This window comes from Candidatus Nitrosocosmicus sp. FF01 (genome assembly GCF_047711275.1).
GTDB lineage: Archaea > Thermoproteota > Nitrososphaeria > Nitrososphaerales > Nitrososphaeraceae > Nitrosocosmicus.
The window spans coordinates 603,077-620,128 of sequence record NZ_JBLNIG010000001.1 but is presented as its reverse complement, the minus strand read 5'-3'; the positions used below and the strand labels follow the sequence as shown (position 1 = coordinate 620,128).

Genomic DNA, 17,052 nt, shown 5'->3' with positions numbered 1-17,052 from the left:
CTAAATTTTAGCTACTAGAAACTGATTCTGAATTTTCTGGAGTTGGTAATAAATGTGTCAGTATAAGTGACTCTTCTTCTCGTTTAACCAGATAACCAGGCAGATTAATTTTTCTGTTCCCAATACTAACATGTCCATGCACAACTAGCTGACGCGCTTGATAAGGTGATTTCATATTGGATTTCTTCATCACAATGGTTTGAAGTCGCCTTTCAAGAATATCCTCGATTTTTAAGTTTAGCACGTCATCAAGAGAAGATTCATTAGTAACCAATCCTAATCGAGATAAATAATTCAATAACTGAGTCTCCTTTTCTTGTCTTACGTCTATTGAAAGTGCCAATAGTGCACGCGCCTGATTTCTAATTCGAGCTATTTCTGTCTGAGCCTTCCACAATTCGCGTTTGTTTCTTAACCCATAAGACCCTACTACATACAATTCAGTACTAATTTGGTCACTTGTCCATATGCTTCGAGGTCTATTGTAACTTTTTTTGGATTTTCTAGGATCTCCCATTCTAATCATCCTTGATTACTTTGCACCGGCCCCCGCTGGTGCTTTTCCTGCTGCTTTCTTTACTCCAACTGCGGTTGCTTTTCTACCAGTAGTCCTTGTACACTGACCTCGGACTCTAAGACCAAACATGTGTCTATATCCTCTCCAACTCATTACAGACTTTTCCCTTTCAATATCATTTGATTGAGTAAAATCTAGATCTGATGTTATCAAATGGATATCTGCACCAGAGTCCATATCCTTTTGCCTGTTTAGATACCATTTTGGAACGCCTACAGTACCAATATTTTTTAGCGCGTTTTCAATATCTGAGAGTTCCTTATCCGTGAGAAAGCCTACTCGAAGATACGGATTAATATTTAAGGATTGTAATATCACTTGTGATAAATTATAACCAACGCCTTTAACCTCACTTAGAGCAACGACTGATTTTCTGCTACCTTCAATATCTTTACCTGCAATTCTTAGAATGTGCTTAAATTCTTCAACTGACAACTTGCTTATAAAAAAGTAGGTCGTTTTCCTAAATAAAAACTATGCTGGATTAAACCCACTACTATTCCATAAATATATTTAGAAAGTATTAAACTATTCTTACTCTCGTTCATTTCCTTAGAAATCCTCAGATATTTCATGTTTCCTCACCAATGGCAGGACAATGGATGTTAAAGAAGTGTGATGTTGTTATAGGATTAGCTGTTACAACATCTTAGACCTTCACAATTTAGTCTATTAATTTTGAAAGGAAAATTTTAATTAGTCGCTAGTGATATATACACACTAAATGATATCCGATTGGTTGTCCAGAGTAGGAAGCGCAATTCCAAGGGGGTTTTCTCGTCATTACATATTAGAGTTACTTGCAGAGCAACCAATGACTGGTAAGGAGATTATTGATAAGGCAGTTCTTCAGACAGGAGGTAGGTGGAAACCTTCTCCGGGACTAATTTATCCGCTACTTGGCAGGCTATTAGAAGAAGGATTAATTGAGGAGCACGAAAATGGAAGATACCGGATCACGAAAAAAGGGATATCGATTGCTTCGGATATCAAATCAGCTCATAATATTATGCAAAAACATCTTGAGGTAATGTTTAGAATTGGAAATATGGGAAGGTTCATGACTATGGATTTGATTGATCGCATTTCGGCTATCGGATCGACATTGAGTTCAAATTTGGACAGAATGACAGAAGAAGAAAAAAACAAGTATAAGGATTTCCTTGTTAATGAACTTAAAAAACTAAATAATCAAGAACGCATCCAAGTAGAAGATAGAAAATTAGACGATAAGACGATAGCTTGACAGAAAATGAAGGATGATTCTATAAAACAAGGAGCTTACTACTTACTAAGGGGAGGTACACTATTATCTGAACCATGTAAGAAATGTGGAAATTTGCAAATAAAATTTAAAGGAGAGATTTTATGCTTGAACTGTCATGCAGGTAACAAGATACTAAATTCATCCATCACCAAAGGTGATAGCGACACAACACAATTAATTAGAAATGACGACGGAGGTAAGAACCAGCAAGACCTGAATAGTGTTAATAAATTAGGATCTAGAATTGAATTAAACTTTGTTCTAGACGAAATTGAACGCAAGTTAATTAGCAATATCTCAGACTTTGGAGTTAACATTAGTATAGGAGACTATTCAAGGGAACATAGAAAAGCTTTAAAGGGCATCAAAGAATGTCTAAAAATTATTGAAATTATCAGAAGATTAAAAGGTATTAAAAGTGAGAGATAGAGTAATACCAATTTAGCTGGTTTCGCAATCGTAGTATGGATTTTTATCCATCTTCTGATATGATTCCTGCTAAAATACATATATGAAAACTTATTGTTCCTAACTTGAATATTTTAGCGTCATGTACCTAGAAAAGGGGTCATTACTGGATTGAATGAATCATGAATCATAAAGGTTCATTAGAGTCAATATTTAATTGGTAATGTTTTGCATAACTTCGATATCTTACAAAGCCCTTCTGTGAAAGTGTATAAGGAGATAAAGATGAATGATTTATCGTATTTACATCATTGTTTGATATGGGCCAAGTTGGTGGATTAGTATCTAAACATCTGATAAGAGAGCTAAAGACAGAAAAAATTGCGGATATAAGAATTTTTGAGAAACCTTGGGTAAAAATCCGAGAAAGTTTGATAACTTCAGTTGTTGATACGTTTGAGAGATTTTCTAATCAAGATCATAGGATAATAATATTTTCTGGAACTGAGCAACCACAAGACCCAAATAATCTTTTGAATTTATGCCGTAGTTTATTTAGATTGATAAACAAAATCCGTACTCCTAAACAAATCTTTACCGCAGGTGGTTATCATGTACCACACCTGTCTGGTACTCAGCAAGTTTTCGCGGTAGCTATTGTTAATAATATAATCCTAAGTTCGAAGGAAAAAAGAATAGAAATATTTAGCAAAGAAATAGAAATCATTACATGGTTTAATGGTCTGATAATGACTAATGGTCTGATAATGGCAGTGCGCAGAGGAAATGGGATTCGATGCTATAGGCCTTTTGGAGACATATCCGAGATAAATAAATCACAACAATTAACTGCCAAGTCTGTAGTACAAATCTTCTCTAAAGTAGAAAATATTAATATAAGCACGGACAAGTTTGACGTGGACCATAATAGCCAAATTAGAGAGGAAAAGGAAAAGTCAGTTTGGGAGGACTCAGTAAGAAAGATCATCATCTAGGGATAGGATAACTAACAAAAATTTCAATCAAACTTGGATTAATTCTAAGGTTGTAAAAATCTCTTGTTAATCCCTACATACATGTGGGTCGTATCAATTTATGCTTACATTTTTCAAAATCTGTCCAATTTTATGAAATGATCTTTTTACTTAATGAATGCAAATTAATTACAGAAACGAAGAACTTGAACGAGTGTTGTGATGATGCTAATAAGGAATAAATCAGACATCCCTTTGGAGATAATCTGGCAAATCGTATCAGAAATTGATAATGATCCACATTACTGGTATGGAATAAAGAAAGTAAAGAACTTAACAACGGATGGAAATACAATTGTACGAGAAGCTGTATCTCATTTCGAAACTCTAGATGCGAAGAAGTAATAACACTGTACCCTACAAATCAAATACTAACACAAATAACCAAAGGTCCAATCACTGGTGAGAAGGTTTTGAATATTACAAAAATTTCTCATGTACAATGCATGCTTGAAGTCAAATGGGATATCCAGATCCATGGATATATGAGACTGTTTAGCTTCGCAATTAAGAAACATATTTTAAAAGGTACTACAAACTCAATTGATCGCATTGCCAAAGAAGGCGAAAAACGATACAAGAAAGGTAGCATGAAATAAAAACTGCAGTAGGCTTATCAAATTCATATTTCAGATGAAAAGCTTGTGAATAAGCATTTTTCTAATGAAGTGGATTGATTAATAAACAGCTTAGTAATATCCGACGGATGAATTATGATGATTTAATCGCTAATCTCTTATTTTATAATAGACCAGTATTAACTTGTAATAGTTTATACATATTGTAATCGTCATTTCATTCAGTAAGGTTTATTTGCATTACGATTAATATATATTAATATGTACATCCGTGACGCATCCGTACCTCAGGCCGTCAAGGAAATAATCCTTTCAAATGATTTGTATTCAAAAGCAATCAAGTCTGGTATCGCTAACTATACAGCAATAGCCAATAAAATTCAGACAGAAGTACAAATTTCAACGGGAAATAAAGTAAATATAGGTACTATTGTAGTAGCCATTAAAAGATTAGCGGATGCTATGATTGCTAACGAGATTGGTGGACATGATAGTCACACATCAGATAATAACAAGTATAACAATCAAGACGCTAAATCAAGACAAGGTCCTTCCATAACCCCACAAGATGCGAGAATGAAGTTGACAGGTAGCATAATAGATATTGATTTGGGAAATCAGGATTCGTTCAACGCTGTATATGATATGATGAACAAACTGTCGGGAGAACACCTGTTTGACTACAACTTGGTCCGGACTGCAGAAAAGATAAGGATTATTACGGAAGATATGTTAAATTCACGAAAGATAATAGCATCTTTGGCGGAGGATTGGCAAGGAAAAGTTACCGAGGGACTTTCCAAGATCACCATTAGTTTAATCTATGAGGATATAGATGTGATAAGAAACCTTTTATTTGGAATATTTGATGTCCTAGGAAATCACAAAATAATTATTCATAACGTGTTTTTTACTAGTAATGAAATAGCAATAATCTTGGAGCGTAATCAAGCGATTAGAGCATATGATTTGTTGCAAAATCTAATTTTTAAACGATAAACCATTTCTAAGATAGGATTATTCCAAATCAAGCTGACAAATAGTAACGCCTGGCAATTAAAATATCAAAAAGACAAATAAAGGCTTGGATATGTAACTAAAATTATGTCCAACCTAATTAAATTGAAAACTGGAGAGTGGGATTTATCTGACCTCGTCAAAAATCCCAAGGCTGATGAGATCAATGATGAATTAGATAAAATTAATTCGATGATACGTTCATTTGAAGAATATAAACTTTTACTTAATTCTAATATATCTACAAATGATTTTATAAGAATGATTCGTGATTCCGAAGCAATAGCCGAAAATTTAAGCATAATTACAAGTTATGCATATCTTAAATACGCCGAAAACACTTCTTCGAACAGTAATGCAGGATTAGTTACTAAGATGAGTAATTTTTCGACAGAAGCGGCGAACAGATTGCTATTTTTTGATCTCTGGTTTAAGAAAGTTCTTGATAAGGATAATGCGAATAGATTAGTTAAAGGCGCACCACCAGTTTATAGAGATTATTTAATCCACGAACGATCTATGTCTAAATATACTTTGAATGAATCAGAAGAAAAAATAATCAATATATTAGATGTTACTGGAATGAATGCCTTAATCAAAGTTTATGATAGAATGTCCAATTCATTTGAGTTTGAATATATAGAATCAAAAGGTAAGAAAAAAATTAGAAAGCGTTTTACCAATAAGGAGAAATTAATTTCGTTAGTAAGAAGTTCAAAATCATCAGAAAGAGTGGCGGCATACAAGGCATTATTGTCTACTTATAAGAAGAATAGCGGAGTATTAGGTGAAATTTATTTAAATAGGATTCTAAATTGGCATAATGAATTTATCGAACTCAGAAAATTTCCAACTCCCATATCAGTAAGGAATCTCTCAAATAATATTAGTGATGATTCTGTTTTAGCGTTATTAAATGCATGTAGAGCAAACTCCAAGGTTTTTCAAAGATATTTTACAGAGAAAGCGAAGATGCTTGGGGTTAGAAAATTGGAAAGATACCATTTGTATGCACCTTTAAAAAAGCAGAAGAGAGAGAAAATTGAATATGGCAAAGCCTTAAAAATAGTGCTGGAAGCTTTTGAAGAATTCCATCCAGAATTTAGAACTATCGTTCAATCACTAGTAACCAAAAAACACATTCATTCCAAATTACAAGATAATAAGCAAAGTGGTGCATTTTGTTCAACCGTCAGTCCATCTATAGATCCATATGTCTTGCTCAATTTTGATGGAACCTTAAGAGATATTTCAACAATGGCCCACGAATTTGGACATGCCATTCACAGTGTATTAGCATCCGATAAACCCATAAGTGTTCAACACCCTTCTTTACCCTTAGCTGAAACTGCCTCTGTATTTGGTGAAATGATACTAAATAATAGACTGTTAAATAATGTCAATAAGAAGGAAAAACGTATTTTATTGGCAGAACAGATAGATGATTTCTATGCAACCATTATGAGACAGGCTTATTTTACTATTTTTGAGATCGATGCACACAATCTGGTTGGTAAAGACAGTTCAACAACTAGTGATCAGATTTGTGATTTGTATATGAATAATTTGAAAGAGCAGTTCGGTATGTCCATGAAATTGTCTGATGATTTTAGGTACGAGTGGTTATACATACCTCATTTTTATCACTCACCGTTTTACTGTTATGCGTATTCATTCGGAAATCTTTTAGTCTTATCACTTTTCCAACAATTTAAAAAAGAAGGAGACGAATTCATTCCAAAATATTTAAGCATTCTTTCTGCCGGAGGCTCGAGGAAACCTGAAGATTTATTACAAGAAAATAGAATCGACATTACAAAAGAGAGTTTTTGGCAAAAAGGGTTTGACTTTGTAAATGAACATATTCAGAATCTAAGAAATGTAGAATAAAGATCACATTTTTTAGTGATTTGATTTAATTATGATAAAAGTAAATAAATCTAGCTTACATGACCTAACAATAAGAAACAAGATATGTATTTATAAATAGACATAGTGATAATGCCTCAAGAGTGGAAATATATATAACAATATCAACTGGAGTATTTTCCCTAGAAAAAATTAAAAATTTTTAAATGTAAGTAACTAGATTCAAGATCGAATATCTAACTCCATTCTTGTTTACCGAGTGCCAGATTCGTCATCTTGGCTATGATACTGCTTGCCGAGTTTCTGAAAAACAACTGCCGAGATTACCAACACTGATGTAATAAGTATTGATCCGGCAAGTTGATTGATAGGAATATTTAAAAGAAGACCAATGACGAGGGTTATAGTTATAATAAGAAATAGCACATATATCCATCGCTTAATGGAGGAAATTTCATTAAAACCAATCATTTCTAGAATGGTTTTGCTTTGTGTAAGAGGTTGTAAACAATTTCCTAATCGATTAGTTCTATAATCCCCTGTGTTAACATTATGCGACGCAGTTCCTTTGCTAAATCAGTCACAGTAATAATTCCAACAACTTTTCCATTGGAAATGACAGGTAACCGTCTGATCCTGTTATTTATCATTCGTTGAACTGCCACATCAACTGGAGTATCTGGTGCAGCATAGGTCTGAATCTTGGACATCAATTCAGTTATCATCACATCCGAGGATTTCTTGTCATGTGCGCAAACTCGCTTCACGAAATCTCTTTCAGTAATAATGCCCAGTAATTGATCATTATCTTGGACTATTAGTGAACTTATCCTTTTTTCCTTCATCAACAAAGCGGCATCTAAAGCGGTTTTAGTAGAATCGATGGTTACAACCTGATTTGACATAATCTCACTGACCACTTCTTGCATAACAATTTCTATTTCATTGGATAAAAAAAGATTTCCCTTGGCTCATGATCACAACAAGATTTAAAAATAATTAGTAGGTAGTTACCATATATATGGAAAATAAGTCCTTTTTTACAAAAATAATTAGCGTAATTCGCCTTATAAAAGCATCCCGTAGAAATAAAGTGACAGTATAAACCCACTAGCTGTGTCTCTAATCTTATTTTAGTGTCCAGACATGAGTAAAATTAACCAGATAATGTTATTCTGGGATAGATATTCGTGATAAAATATATTATTTTATTAATTGATATATATTAAAAATTTAGACTAAAATAAAAAAAGGTTAGATTACTTGCCATGGTCTGGTAGCAAACGTTACTCCTAATCCGGCAGCGATGATTATACTCTGGTAAATTATGTTATTCCAAGGTATTGGCTTAAGTATTGGTTCACCGACTACTTGGATTGTTTGTCCGGGGCCTAGTCCTGGTCCTACTGTTGCCAAGTTCAATTGGGTGTGGACGTGATATATTCCTGGTTCAAGTGCCTTTGCTTCTATTCTGTAAGGAATAGTTTCTTGTGGTTGAATTTCTATTATGTTGCCTGGTGGATCTCTACTAACGAATTCCCATCTATTACCAGCATTGGTAGACTCACTGAACAATGATATCCAACCTCGCATTGGTCTATTTACAAGACTTTGAAGCTCTCCTGTAACTACCAAAGTATCACCAGTGTTTAGGGATTGTGCAGAGAAAGCTTCGTTATTGATTCTAACGAATCTACTTTGAAGCTGTGCCTGAACACCGTGTCCATCAGCCAATGGAAGTAGTGCAATAATACTAGCTAATATGGATGCTCCTGCTACAAAAGTTACAATTAGAAACACCATAGCGGTTGTGTTGCCGCTCTTCTTATTCATCTAGGGATTCCACTATCTACATAGATAAAAAGTTTGCTGTTTTTAACTAATCAAATATACAAATCCAAGTATCTATTGAACGATATGTTATTCAAAATTATCTTTTCTCTTTACAATGTCAACATCTACATAGATCGATACAGCGAATTTTTATATCTAATACTAAGCTAGAAGGGCATTTACTCCGATCCTACGTTAAGTAATTTCAGTGTGCCAAGGTAAGAGAAGATAGAAGACGGGTGTAGAATGCAAGAAACAAGACAGGATAAGATTTTGAAAATTTGATCGATTTTTGCCTTGATATTCTTTATTTCTAATTAAACATAATATGAAATAGTTCAAGATTTAATTAATCTTGATTCAAATTTTTTATGAAGTATAAGTATTAATATAATAATCTGCATTGAAGTATTTATTGAAACAGGCAAATAATTTCACAAATAATAGCAAAGAGGAAAACTTAAACTGTGATTTATGTGGAAATATGTTAGAAGCTTGTATGTGTGTATGTCCGTATTGTGGGAGAGGAGATAAATGTGAGTGCTGTCTCCATGATTCCTTGACTGGAGGATAGAACTGCCTATACACTTGGGATGTAATTGAAACTATAATAAGATCGATTGATGATATTAAAGTAATTAATGTTAATTTCTAGAGAGTCCATTTCTTGGGTTATCGGTGGGCCTCAAGGAAGTGGAGTTGATTCTGCGTCTCACATTTTCCTTAAATCCATAGCCATGTCAGGAATGAATGTATTTGGAAGGAGAGAATATCACTCAAATATCAAAGGCGAGCATAGTTACTTTTCAGTCAGATTTTCAAAAGACATCTTAAGATCTCATGTTGATAAGGTGGACATACTAACTACGTTTGACTCTGAGTCAATAGTGAGACATTCGCCGTTCTTGGTGGATGGCGGTGTTCTTATTTATGATCCAGATATCCTTACAAAAAAAATCGAAGAAATTCATACATTAGACATGTCTTCTGAGTATCGATTGAGAAGGATTTTGCTTGAGAAAAAAAAGAATTATGATTTTCAGGGATTACTAGATGAATTAAGGCAACGGAATGTAACACTGGTAGAATTGCCATATTTTCAGCTAATAAAAGAATTTTCTGAACAAATAAAAGATAATTCTCTCAGTAAACTAGCGAGAATTACTAACGTCATGTCACTGGCTGCTTCTCTAGCTGTTTTGAGATTTGATACGGTATTGATGAAACATGCCATACAGGAGACGTTTATTAACAAGCCTAAAATCTCCGAAATTAATGTTGAAGCTGCGCTATATACTTATGAATATATTGAAAGAAACTTCAAAAACATTCCAGAAAGGTATTCAAATTTCTTAAAAAGAGAAAAAGTAACTGCAAAACACGTGATTTTAGCACAAGGTAATCAAACTTCACCTTTAGGGAAGATAGTTGCAGGCTGCAGATTCCAAACTTATTATCCTATTACACCAGCTACCGACGATAGCGAATATTTGGAATCGAACCAAATATTGAAACAAAAGGATAATATTAATGGATCAGTTGTGGTGATACAGACAGAAGATGAAATCGCTGCAATTACTATGGCAATTGGGGCAGCTTTAACTGGGGTAAGGTCTTGTACAACCACTTCGGGTCCAGGATTTTCTCTTATGGCAGAAGCCCTCGGATGGGCGGGTATCAACGAGGTACCTTTGCTAGTGAGTTTATACCAGCGTGCAGGTCCCTCAACTGGCCTTCCTACCAGGCAAGAGCAAGGGGATTTATTATTTGCAATACATGCAGGTCATGGAGAATTTCCCAAGATAGTATATGCATCAGGTGATATTGAAGAAAGTTTTTATGATACCATTAGAGCGTTCAATTACGCAGAGATCTTTCAAACTCCGGTTATACATTTGTTAGACAAATATTTAGCAAATAGCATAATTACCTGCTCACCATTTGATTACAAAACTAAAAAGATTCTGAGAGGAAAATTCACCGACAAGACTGAAGTTCAAAATAATGACAAAAGCGAAATTTACAAGAGATTCAAGTTGGGTGATGAACCTGTGTCTCCTCGTGCCCCCCTGGGGATGGAAGATAAGATATACTGGAATACAGGGGATGAACATGATGAATTTGGGCATATAACGGAAGATCCAATTACAAGAATGAGGATGATGGAGAAACGCTTGTCAAAACTAGATTACATTCAAAAAGTCATACCTTTAGAAGAACAGATTTCCATTGAATTTGAAAATGACATAAAGTCAGATATGAAGAAACTCCTGGTGATAATGAGCTGGGGGTCTACCAAAGGCGCTATTTTGGATTCGTTGGAAGACTTGGTTTCAGAAATACATGATGTTCAATTTCTATTCATTCAACTAAAATTGCTAAATCCCTTTCCAGGTAAACTACTCCAAGAAATTATAAATAACAAGATAGATCAGATTAGAAAAAAATCCAAATCATTTTTAGAAAAAGATGTAATATATGTGACAGTTGAAATGAACTTTTTGTCACAGCTAGACATCTTGATCAAGCAGAATACTGTAATAAAAAGTAAGTTCAAAATACTAAAGTATAATGGCAGACCAATGAGTCATACTGAAATTCATGATTCATTGATTAACATATTAAACAACAATTCTAAAGACAGAGTGATACTAACTAATGGAGTATAAGATCGCAGACTATAAAACAGACGTTCACAACGATTGGTGTGCAGGTTGTGGTGATTTTGGAATACTCAATTCAATACAAATGGCACTCTTTGAGTTGGAAATATTGCCTCACAAAGCTGCTATTTTTTCCGGAATAGGTTGTTCAGGGAAAACTCCTCATTTCATAAACACTTTCGGAATCCACACACTTCATGGAAGAGTGCTTCCTTTTGCCCAAGGTGCCAAATTATCCAATCCAAAATTAAAAATTATTGCTGTTGGCGGGGATGGAGATGGTTTAGGAATAGGGTCAGGGCATTTTGTAAATGCGGGAAGAAGAAATATAGATTTGACATATATTATTTTTAATAACGGGGTGTACGGTTTGACCAAAGGACAAGCTTCTCCTACTTTGAAATTAGGAATGAAAACCAAATCTTTACCTCAACCCAATGTGAATGAGAGTATTAATCCAATCGCACTTGCGTGTATTAGTGGATTTACATTTATAGCAAGGGGTTATTCTTACGATGTCAGACATCTAAAAGAAGTGATCAAGAAAGGTATTATGCACAAAGGGTTGTCATTTATCGACGTCTTGCAACCCTGTCCAACATACAACGATATTAATACAAAAGAATGGTACCAAGGTTTTACTACTGAGGAGAATAATCCCAAGATAAGGATTCCCAAAATGTATAAGATTGAGGATGAAGGCTTTAATGGTAACGTAAACGACCAGAACGAAGCTTCGGTTAAAATTATGAACGCCATAGAGAAATCAAAGGAATGGGAGAATAGAATCCCCGTTGGGGTTTTTTATGAAAATAACTTGGTACCTACATTTGAAGAAAGATTACAATCGAGAATAGAAAATTACGACGAGTATCCCCCCGCTGTCCAAAAGATTATGGATAACGAAGGATATCCCAATATTAATGTCGACGGCTTGGTGGATAATCTGAAAATAAAAAGTTCTCCTTAAAGACAATTAATAATAAATCTTTTTTTGTTTAAAAGCGGTTAGGTATATAGTTAAAGTAGCGAAGGCATTTTCTAAATAAGATTTGAGAAATTTTGATCGGTTCCTAATTAATATCCCTATCAAACAATCGATGAACTTTTACTTTAATCGAATTGTCAGATCGAACCTATCCAATGAAAAGACAAAATTGAAACTAAAGATAACTATAATTTGTAAGAGAATAAAAAAAAGGAGAGTTAGTCCCACTTACTCCAGGCTGCCATCCATCTGTAAGTCCAGGTATTGAGTTTTGCACCCAATGCCGCTATAGGAACACATAGCACAGCTCCCGCACCGGCCCCTAGCGCAACAGGACTATTATAGAACTTACCTACCTGAGGTTCGATTGGAGTCATGTATGGTGGTAAAGTGGGTCTTGGATACTTGAATGCCATTTCCAAGGGATCAGCAACCAACAACAAGTTGATCATATTAAATAGTGGTAGCGACATTCCTACCAACACACCACCAATTAATATAGCCGCGTGTTTGTTTCTCCTTGTTGCCCAGTACGCCAAATCCAACAACATCGCCGATGGTATCCAAACAGGAACCACAACAAAGTCGTATGGATATCCCAATGCAAACCATGCACCTTTGGCAACCCATGTATATATAGTCATTATAGTTGCATAATACGTAGCAGTACCCGGAACGCCTGTAAACAACATATAGTATATAGCTCCAACCACAAGCATTGTGGATTGAGAAATCGAAAATACGACAAATGATGTCCACGCCCAGTCAGTATAGAAGATGTAATCTCCTGCGTTGATTGTAAGCAACGTACTGTTAACTGCAACAACAACTATGAACAAATAGTGAGTTGTACGTCTTAACCAGACCATTATTATGCTGTTCTTATAGGTAGTATATAAGATTTTGTGTGTATTATTTTAAAAATAACATCGTTTATGGCTAATCAGAGAGATAGTAAATGAATAGTTAATAAGGAATCTAAATAATTTTGCTAAGATAGGTTGAATAAAACTCAAAAAAATAAATTTGAAGGAAATATTCTACATTCTTACTGGTTTTTCACCAACAATTTTTAACATCCAGATCATGCCTAATATTTCGATTACAGTCAAAACAGAGAGAGCATAGATGCCACTTGGTAACGGGTATGCCCATGGATATACAGTAACACCTACATATACACCGCCAGCTGTAGCAACCCAACATAATATAAAGCCCAATACTATAATTCCCTTCATATTCTCGACTCTTCGGCCGATCATACGCTCGATTTCATCGCGACTTGCTCCAGATGAACCACCACTACTACCACTACTACCACTACTACCACTACTACCGGAACCGGTTTGCCCACTAGGTTTATACCCTTTTGGTAAAGTCATTATTTGTAATAAAGATAATACCTTTTTAAATATTGCTATGAACCTTTAGCCCTAAAAACAATATCTATTGCCCCTAAAGAGAAGATCCAATTCTACAAAGATGAACCCTAACTTACTAACTAATTCTGTAAAAAATATACCTATATATCGTTTTAACAAATAGAATATGTGGCTATTTCATTGGTACCCTCAAATAGAAAATCTGAGAGTAAGAAAATCCTTATCGAAAAAGACAATAACACTGTAAAAGGTAGTGTATTAGTCAAAAGAGGTTTTGCTCATATGCAAAAACATGGAGTAATTATGGACGTTACAAATGTGGAACAGGCTCAAATAGCTGAAGAATCAGGAGCAGTTGCAGTAATGGTTTTAGATAAATTACCTTATGATGTAAGAAAAGCAGGCGGGGTTGCTCGAACCGCGGGTGTAAAAACCATACTGGATATAATGAACTCCGTCTCTATTCCAATAATGGCAAAATGTAGAATAGGACATGTTTCTGAGGCCCAAATGCTAGAAAGCTGTGGTGTAGATATGGTCGACGAGAGCGAGGTTTTGACTCCTGCGGATGAAGAAAACCACATTTGGAAGTGGGATTTTACTACGCCATTTGTCAATGGCGCAAAAAATTTGGGCGAAGCATTGCGAAGAATTGAAGAAGGTGCATCAATGATTAGAACTAAAGGGGAGCCAGGAACAGGGAATGTTGCTGAAGCTGTTAATCATATTAAGATCCTTAATAGAGAAGTCCGAATGCTTTGTAGTGCATATTCTGAAAATGATTTTCAAGAGATGATAAAGCTTTCAAGAGAATTTAGAGTATCTCTAGATGTAGTAAGAGAAGTAGGAAGACTCGGTCGCCTTCCAGTTGTTAATTTCGCAGCAGGAGGCATAACTACACCTTCAGATGCCGCTTTCCTAATGAGATTAGGTTGCGATGGGGTATTTGTAGGATCTGGCATTTTCAAATCCGAAGACCCGTCATTGAGAGCTAGAGCAGTAGTCTTGGCAACTACTTATTATGATGATGAAAAAATATTATTAGAAGCTCAAAGAATGGTTGATGAAAAAAAATCACTTATTGGACTTGATACAAAAAACCTAGATATAAGGATGCAAGAAAGAGGACCATTAGTCTAATGAACAGTCTTAAAATTGGAATACTTAGTATCCAAGGAGATATTGAGGAAAATGCGTCGGCTGTAAAGAAATCATTGCTAGAGCTAGAAACTGAAGGACAAATAATACATCTGAAAAACACTTCAGGTATTGAAGGCTTGCATGGACTCGTAATTCCCGGGGGTGAGAGTACGGTGATGGGTATACTACTGTCTCTCCAGAAAATCCATCTAAACTTGTTAGTTAGGAAAATTAGTGAAGGGCTTCCAGTCCTTGGTACATGTGCTGGTCTCATTCTAATGGCAAACAAGGCTCATGACAAAACACTAGGTGAAACAAAACAACAACTGTTACAGGTTTTAGATGTTACTGTTGAAAGAAATGCATTTGGTAGGCAGCGCGAATCTTTTGAAGCGGATTTAGAAATTCCTATGTTGGGACAAGAGCCTTTCAAAGGGGTTTTTATTAGGGGACCAGTAATTACCGAGGTAGGAAAAAACGTTCAAATTCTGACTAGATTTGAAAACAAGATAGTTGCTGTTAAGCAGGATAACATTATGGCAACCTCTTTTCATCCTGAGCTTGCAAGCGACAACCGGTTTCATAATAAGTTTCTGAGCACATGTATAAAGTATTATAAATCAAAAGAAATTGGTCAGGACGGATTGAAAAGTTAAAGCCTTAACTCTTTTTGAGTTTGACTATTCAAATAATAATCATTTTACGTCCTGCCACAATCTAGATGAAACCGATAGGAAATCAATATTGATTTGTAACATCACCCACAGTATTTTTAAATAAGCCGATTTGGAAGATAATTATTAATGCATTCGTGATAATCTTCAATCATGCGAACGTGTTATTTATTAACAAGATAGCTTCAAGTGCGGGAGGTGGGATTTGAACCCACGAACCCCTGAGAGACGGGATCCCTTATAAAGATCTTAAGTCCCGCGTCTCCAAAATATATTTATTTGGCCAGGCTCTACAACCCCCGCCCGTTAACACTTATTTCTGAAATACTTATATATATATCATAAATCTGCAAACGGAACAATAAAATCAATAACTCATTCACTGATAAGCGGCTGCCTTCCAGATTTAATATGATAAAAAAAATGAATGAACCGACTGTCGAGTCGGGGGTTATGCATAGCCGGTTTGATCTCGAAGATAGATTGCAAATTATAGTCAAGCGAATTGTGTCATTGCATCATATCCTTTTTCCGCCACTCATTTCAAGAAAAAACGAAATTATGATACTGACCGAAACAAAAATGATAGATATTCATTTACTAGGCAGGTAAGCCGAAGGCCTGACAATCCCAGTCTTGGATATTCTCACTAAATTTACACTTTATGTCCACATCATAATAATCGATATCTATAGCATTATCAATAGATGTATTAAGTTGTTGTTGAATACTCGCACTTATGGTATCGATATCAACAAAGGGATTAGATAAAGAGGAAAGATTGCTGTTTGAACTGCCAATTGAATCGGAGGCATTAGATGGCTGTATTACATATCCTACAGTTGGTGACAGCATGAAATCATTTATAATGGTAGAGTTAATAATGCTCTGGGAGTTATTAATAGATGAGCTGCTCCCGCTGATAGTGTATGTTATATCAAAAAATGGTTTAATAAAAGCAGTATCGTTAACAATTGTATATGAATTAAAAGAGGATTTGGATATTTGTACTGAGGACACCTCATTTTCTTCAAAACTTTGTGAATAAGATGAAGTTACCTCAAAACTTAGCAATATGAGTGCTGCGCATATGGATAAATTGAACGGAATTAAAATTTTTTTTTTAAATATATCTGTTCTATACAAATTACGAAATAGTAATTTCATACAAATATAAACATTATTGATTTGTTCTTTACAAAAAATTTTTGGGCTCGTGTTAATTTTTTAACCTAAGATGGGATAAACTTTAATAGTTTTACAACTTTGACGAAACGACAAGGAAAACGAAGATTTTCTAAAACAAACGGAATCTTTCCGATAACTCAAGGAAAGATGATAATTCTTTCATTTTCTGTTTTTTCCACAAGAGTAGACAAACATGCGAAAAATCATAGATTTGTTAATGGAAGTTGGATAAAGTTACCCCTTCTTATCTTAAATGAATGACGTACAAATTATATTCTAAAATGGGGACCGATTAAAAGATCAACAGTACGCCACTAATTGATACAATTTTGTGCCTTTGCGAACTCTTGCTCTCTGATCAGGATTAAAAAAGTGCTTATAAGGAGCAACATTATTCGAGTGAGTCAGAATCATCTTCCATAACAGTAAATTAT

At 34.8% G+C, this 17,052-nt stretch carries 19 protein-coding genes and 1 tRNA gene; 12 read left to right on the top strand and 8 right to left on the bottom strand.

What is annotated here, in order from left to right; all coding sequences use genetic code 11:
- Nucleotides 1-7: 7 nt before the first annotated feature.
- Complete coding sequence (locus ACMT7R_RS03450; RefSeq protein WP_415310033.1) at nt 8-517, bottom strand: 30S ribosomal protein S4; 510 nt, start codon at nt 515-517, stop codon at nt 8-10.
- Between the two features lie 15 nt (nt 518-532).
- Complete coding sequence (locus ACMT7R_RS03445) at nt 533-1,012, bottom strand: 30S ribosomal protein S13 (RefSeq protein WP_415310032.1); 480 nt, start codon at nt 1,010-1,012, stop codon at nt 533-535.
- Between the two features lie 304 nt (nt 1,013-1,316).
- Here ACMT7R_RS03445 and ACMT7R_RS03440 point away from each other — a divergent pair, with 304 nt between their 5' ends.
- The 7 genes from ACMT7R_RS03440 (at nt 1,317) to ACMT7R_RS03410 (ending at nt 6,771) form a co-directional block, all read left to right on the top strand.
- The gene (locus ACMT7R_RS03440) at nt 1,317-1,823 is read left to right on the top strand and encodes a PadR family transcriptional regulator (protein ID WP_415310031.1); all 507 of its coding nucleotides are present in this window, start codon (nt 1,317-1,319) and stop codon (nt 1,821-1,823) included.
- A gap of 6 nt (nt 1,824-1,829) precedes the next feature.
- Nucleotides 1,830-2,273, top strand: coding sequence for an Sjogren's syndrome/scleroderma autoantigen 1 family protein (locus tag ACMT7R_RS03435; protein WP_415310030.1), 444 nt, complete (start codon nt 1,830-1,832; stop codon nt 2,271-2,273).
- A gap of 290 nt (nt 2,274-2,563) precedes the next feature.
- On the top strand, nt 2,564-3,247 hold the full coding sequence (locus ACMT7R_RS03430) for a PAC2 family protein (RefSeq protein ID WP_415310029.1): 684 nt from the start codon (nt 2,564-2,566) through the stop codon (nt 3,245-3,247).
- Between the two features lie 201 nt (nt 3,248-3,448).
- Nucleotides 3,449-3,631 carry a hypothetical protein gene (locus ACMT7R_RS03425; RefSeq protein ID WP_415310028.1) on the top strand — a complete coding sequence of 61 codons (183 nt, stop codon included), beginning with the start codon at nt 3,449-3,451 and terminating at the stop codon, nt 3,629-3,631.
- 68 nt (nt 3,632-3,699) lie between these two features.
- Nucleotides 3,700-3,885 carry a hypothetical protein gene (locus ACMT7R_RS03420; protein ID WP_415310027.1) on the top strand — a complete coding sequence of 62 codons (186 nt, stop codon included), beginning with the start codon at nt 3,700-3,702 and terminating at the stop codon, nt 3,883-3,885.
- A 240-nt stretch (nt 3,886-4,125) separates the two neighbouring features.
- On the top strand, nt 4,126-4,863 hold the full coding sequence (locus tag ACMT7R_RS03415) for a hypothetical protein (RefSeq protein WP_415310026.1): 738 nt from the start codon (nt 4,126-4,128) through the stop codon (nt 4,861-4,863).
- Nucleotides 4,864-4,968: 105 nt separating this feature from the next.
- Nucleotides 4,969-6,771 (top strand): M3 family oligoendopeptidase, encoded by a 1,803-nt coding sequence (locus ACMT7R_RS03410; RefSeq protein WP_415310025.1) that lies wholly within the window; start codon nt 4,969-4,971, stop codon nt 6,769-6,771.
- Between the two features lie 494 nt (nt 6,772-7,265).
- Here ACMT7R_RS03410 and ACMT7R_RS03405 read toward each other — a convergent pair whose 3' ends face one another.
- Both ACMT7R_RS03405 and ACMT7R_RS03400 read right to left on the bottom strand, forming a co-directional pair.
- Nucleotides 7,266-7,655, bottom strand: coding sequence for a cyclic nucleotide-binding/CBS domain-containing protein (locus ACMT7R_RS03405; protein ID WP_415310024.1), 390 nt, complete (start codon nt 7,653-7,655; stop codon nt 7,266-7,268).
- 349 nt (nt 7,656-8,004) lie between these two features.
- On the bottom strand, nt 8,005-8,583 hold the full coding sequence (locus ACMT7R_RS03400; protein WP_415310023.1) for a methane monooxygenase/ammonia monooxygenase subunit B: 579 nt from the start codon (nt 8,581-8,583) through the stop codon (nt 8,005-8,007).
- A gap of 641 nt (nt 8,584-9,224) precedes the next feature.
- Here ACMT7R_RS03400 and ACMT7R_RS03395 point away from each other — a divergent pair.
- Together ACMT7R_RS03395 and ACMT7R_RS03390 are read left to right on the top strand one after the other, a co-directional pair.
- Nucleotides 9,225-11,252, top strand: a complete 2,028-nt coding sequence (locus ACMT7R_RS03395) for a 2-oxoacid:acceptor oxidoreductase subunit alpha (protein WP_415310022.1) — start codon at nt 9,225-9,227, stop codon at nt 11,250-11,252.
- Entirely contained in the window at nt 11,242-12,216 is a 975-nt protein-coding gene (locus tag ACMT7R_RS03390; protein ID WP_415310021.1) for a 2-oxoacid:ferredoxin oxidoreductase subunit beta, read from the top strand. The genes ACMT7R_RS03395 and ACMT7R_RS03390 overlap by 11 nt, the downstream gene beginning before the upstream one ends.
- Before the next feature lie 236 nt (nt 12,217-12,452).
- Here the strand turns inward: ACMT7R_RS03390 and ACMT7R_RS03385 are convergent, their stop codons facing one another.
- Nucleotides 12,453-13,103: an ammonia monooxygenase gene (locus ACMT7R_RS03385; protein WP_134482982.1), complete on the bottom strand. Its 651-nt coding sequence runs from the start codon at nt 13,101-13,103 to the stop codon at nt 12,453-12,455.
- A gap of 171 nt (nt 13,104-13,274) precedes the next feature.
- Nucleotides 13,275-13,616, bottom strand: a complete 342-nt coding sequence (locus tag ACMT7R_RS03380) for a hypothetical protein (protein WP_415310020.1) — start codon at nt 13,614-13,616, stop codon at nt 13,275-13,277.
- Between the two features lie 216 nt (nt 13,617-13,832).
- Between ACMT7R_RS03380 and pdxS the strand changes: the two genes are divergently transcribed.
- On the top strand, nt 13,833-14,756 hold the full coding sequence (gene pdxS / locus ACMT7R_RS03375; RefSeq protein WP_415310556.1) for a pyridoxal 5'-phosphate synthase lyase subunit PdxS: 924 nt from the start codon (nt 13,833-13,835) through the stop codon (nt 14,754-14,756).
- Nucleotides 14,756-15,412 (top strand): pyridoxal 5'-phosphate synthase glutaminase subunit PdxT, encoded by a 657-nt coding sequence (gene pdxT / locus ACMT7R_RS03370; RefSeq protein WP_415310019.1) that lies wholly within the window; start codon nt 14,756-14,758, stop codon nt 15,410-15,412. The genes pdxS and pdxT overlap by 1 nt, the downstream gene beginning before the upstream one ends.
- Nucleotides 15,413-15,620: 208 nt before the next feature.
- Here the strand turns inward: pdxT and ACMT7R_RS03365 are convergent.
- A tRNA-Leu gene (locus ACMT7R_RS03365) sits at nt 15,621-15,733 on the bottom strand.
- Between the two features lie 120 nt (nt 15,734-15,853).
- On the opposite strand from ACMT7R_RS03365, the gene ACMT7R_RS03360 reads away from it, so the two are divergent.
- Nucleotides 15,854-16,042 carry a hypothetical protein gene (locus ACMT7R_RS03360; RefSeq protein ID WP_415310018.1) on the top strand — a complete coding sequence of 63 codons (189 nt, stop codon included), beginning with the start codon at nt 15,854-15,856 and terminating at the stop codon, nt 16,040-16,042.
- Here the strand turns inward: ACMT7R_RS03360 and ACMT7R_RS03355 are convergent.
- Nucleotides 16,031-16,504: a hypothetical protein gene (locus ACMT7R_RS03355; RefSeq protein WP_415310017.1), complete on the bottom strand. Its 474-nt coding sequence runs from the start codon at nt 16,502-16,504 to the stop codon at nt 16,031-16,033. The two genes, ACMT7R_RS03360 and ACMT7R_RS03355, sit on opposite strands and share 12 nt — an antisense overlap.
- Nucleotides 16,505-17,052: the final 548 nt, after the last annotated feature.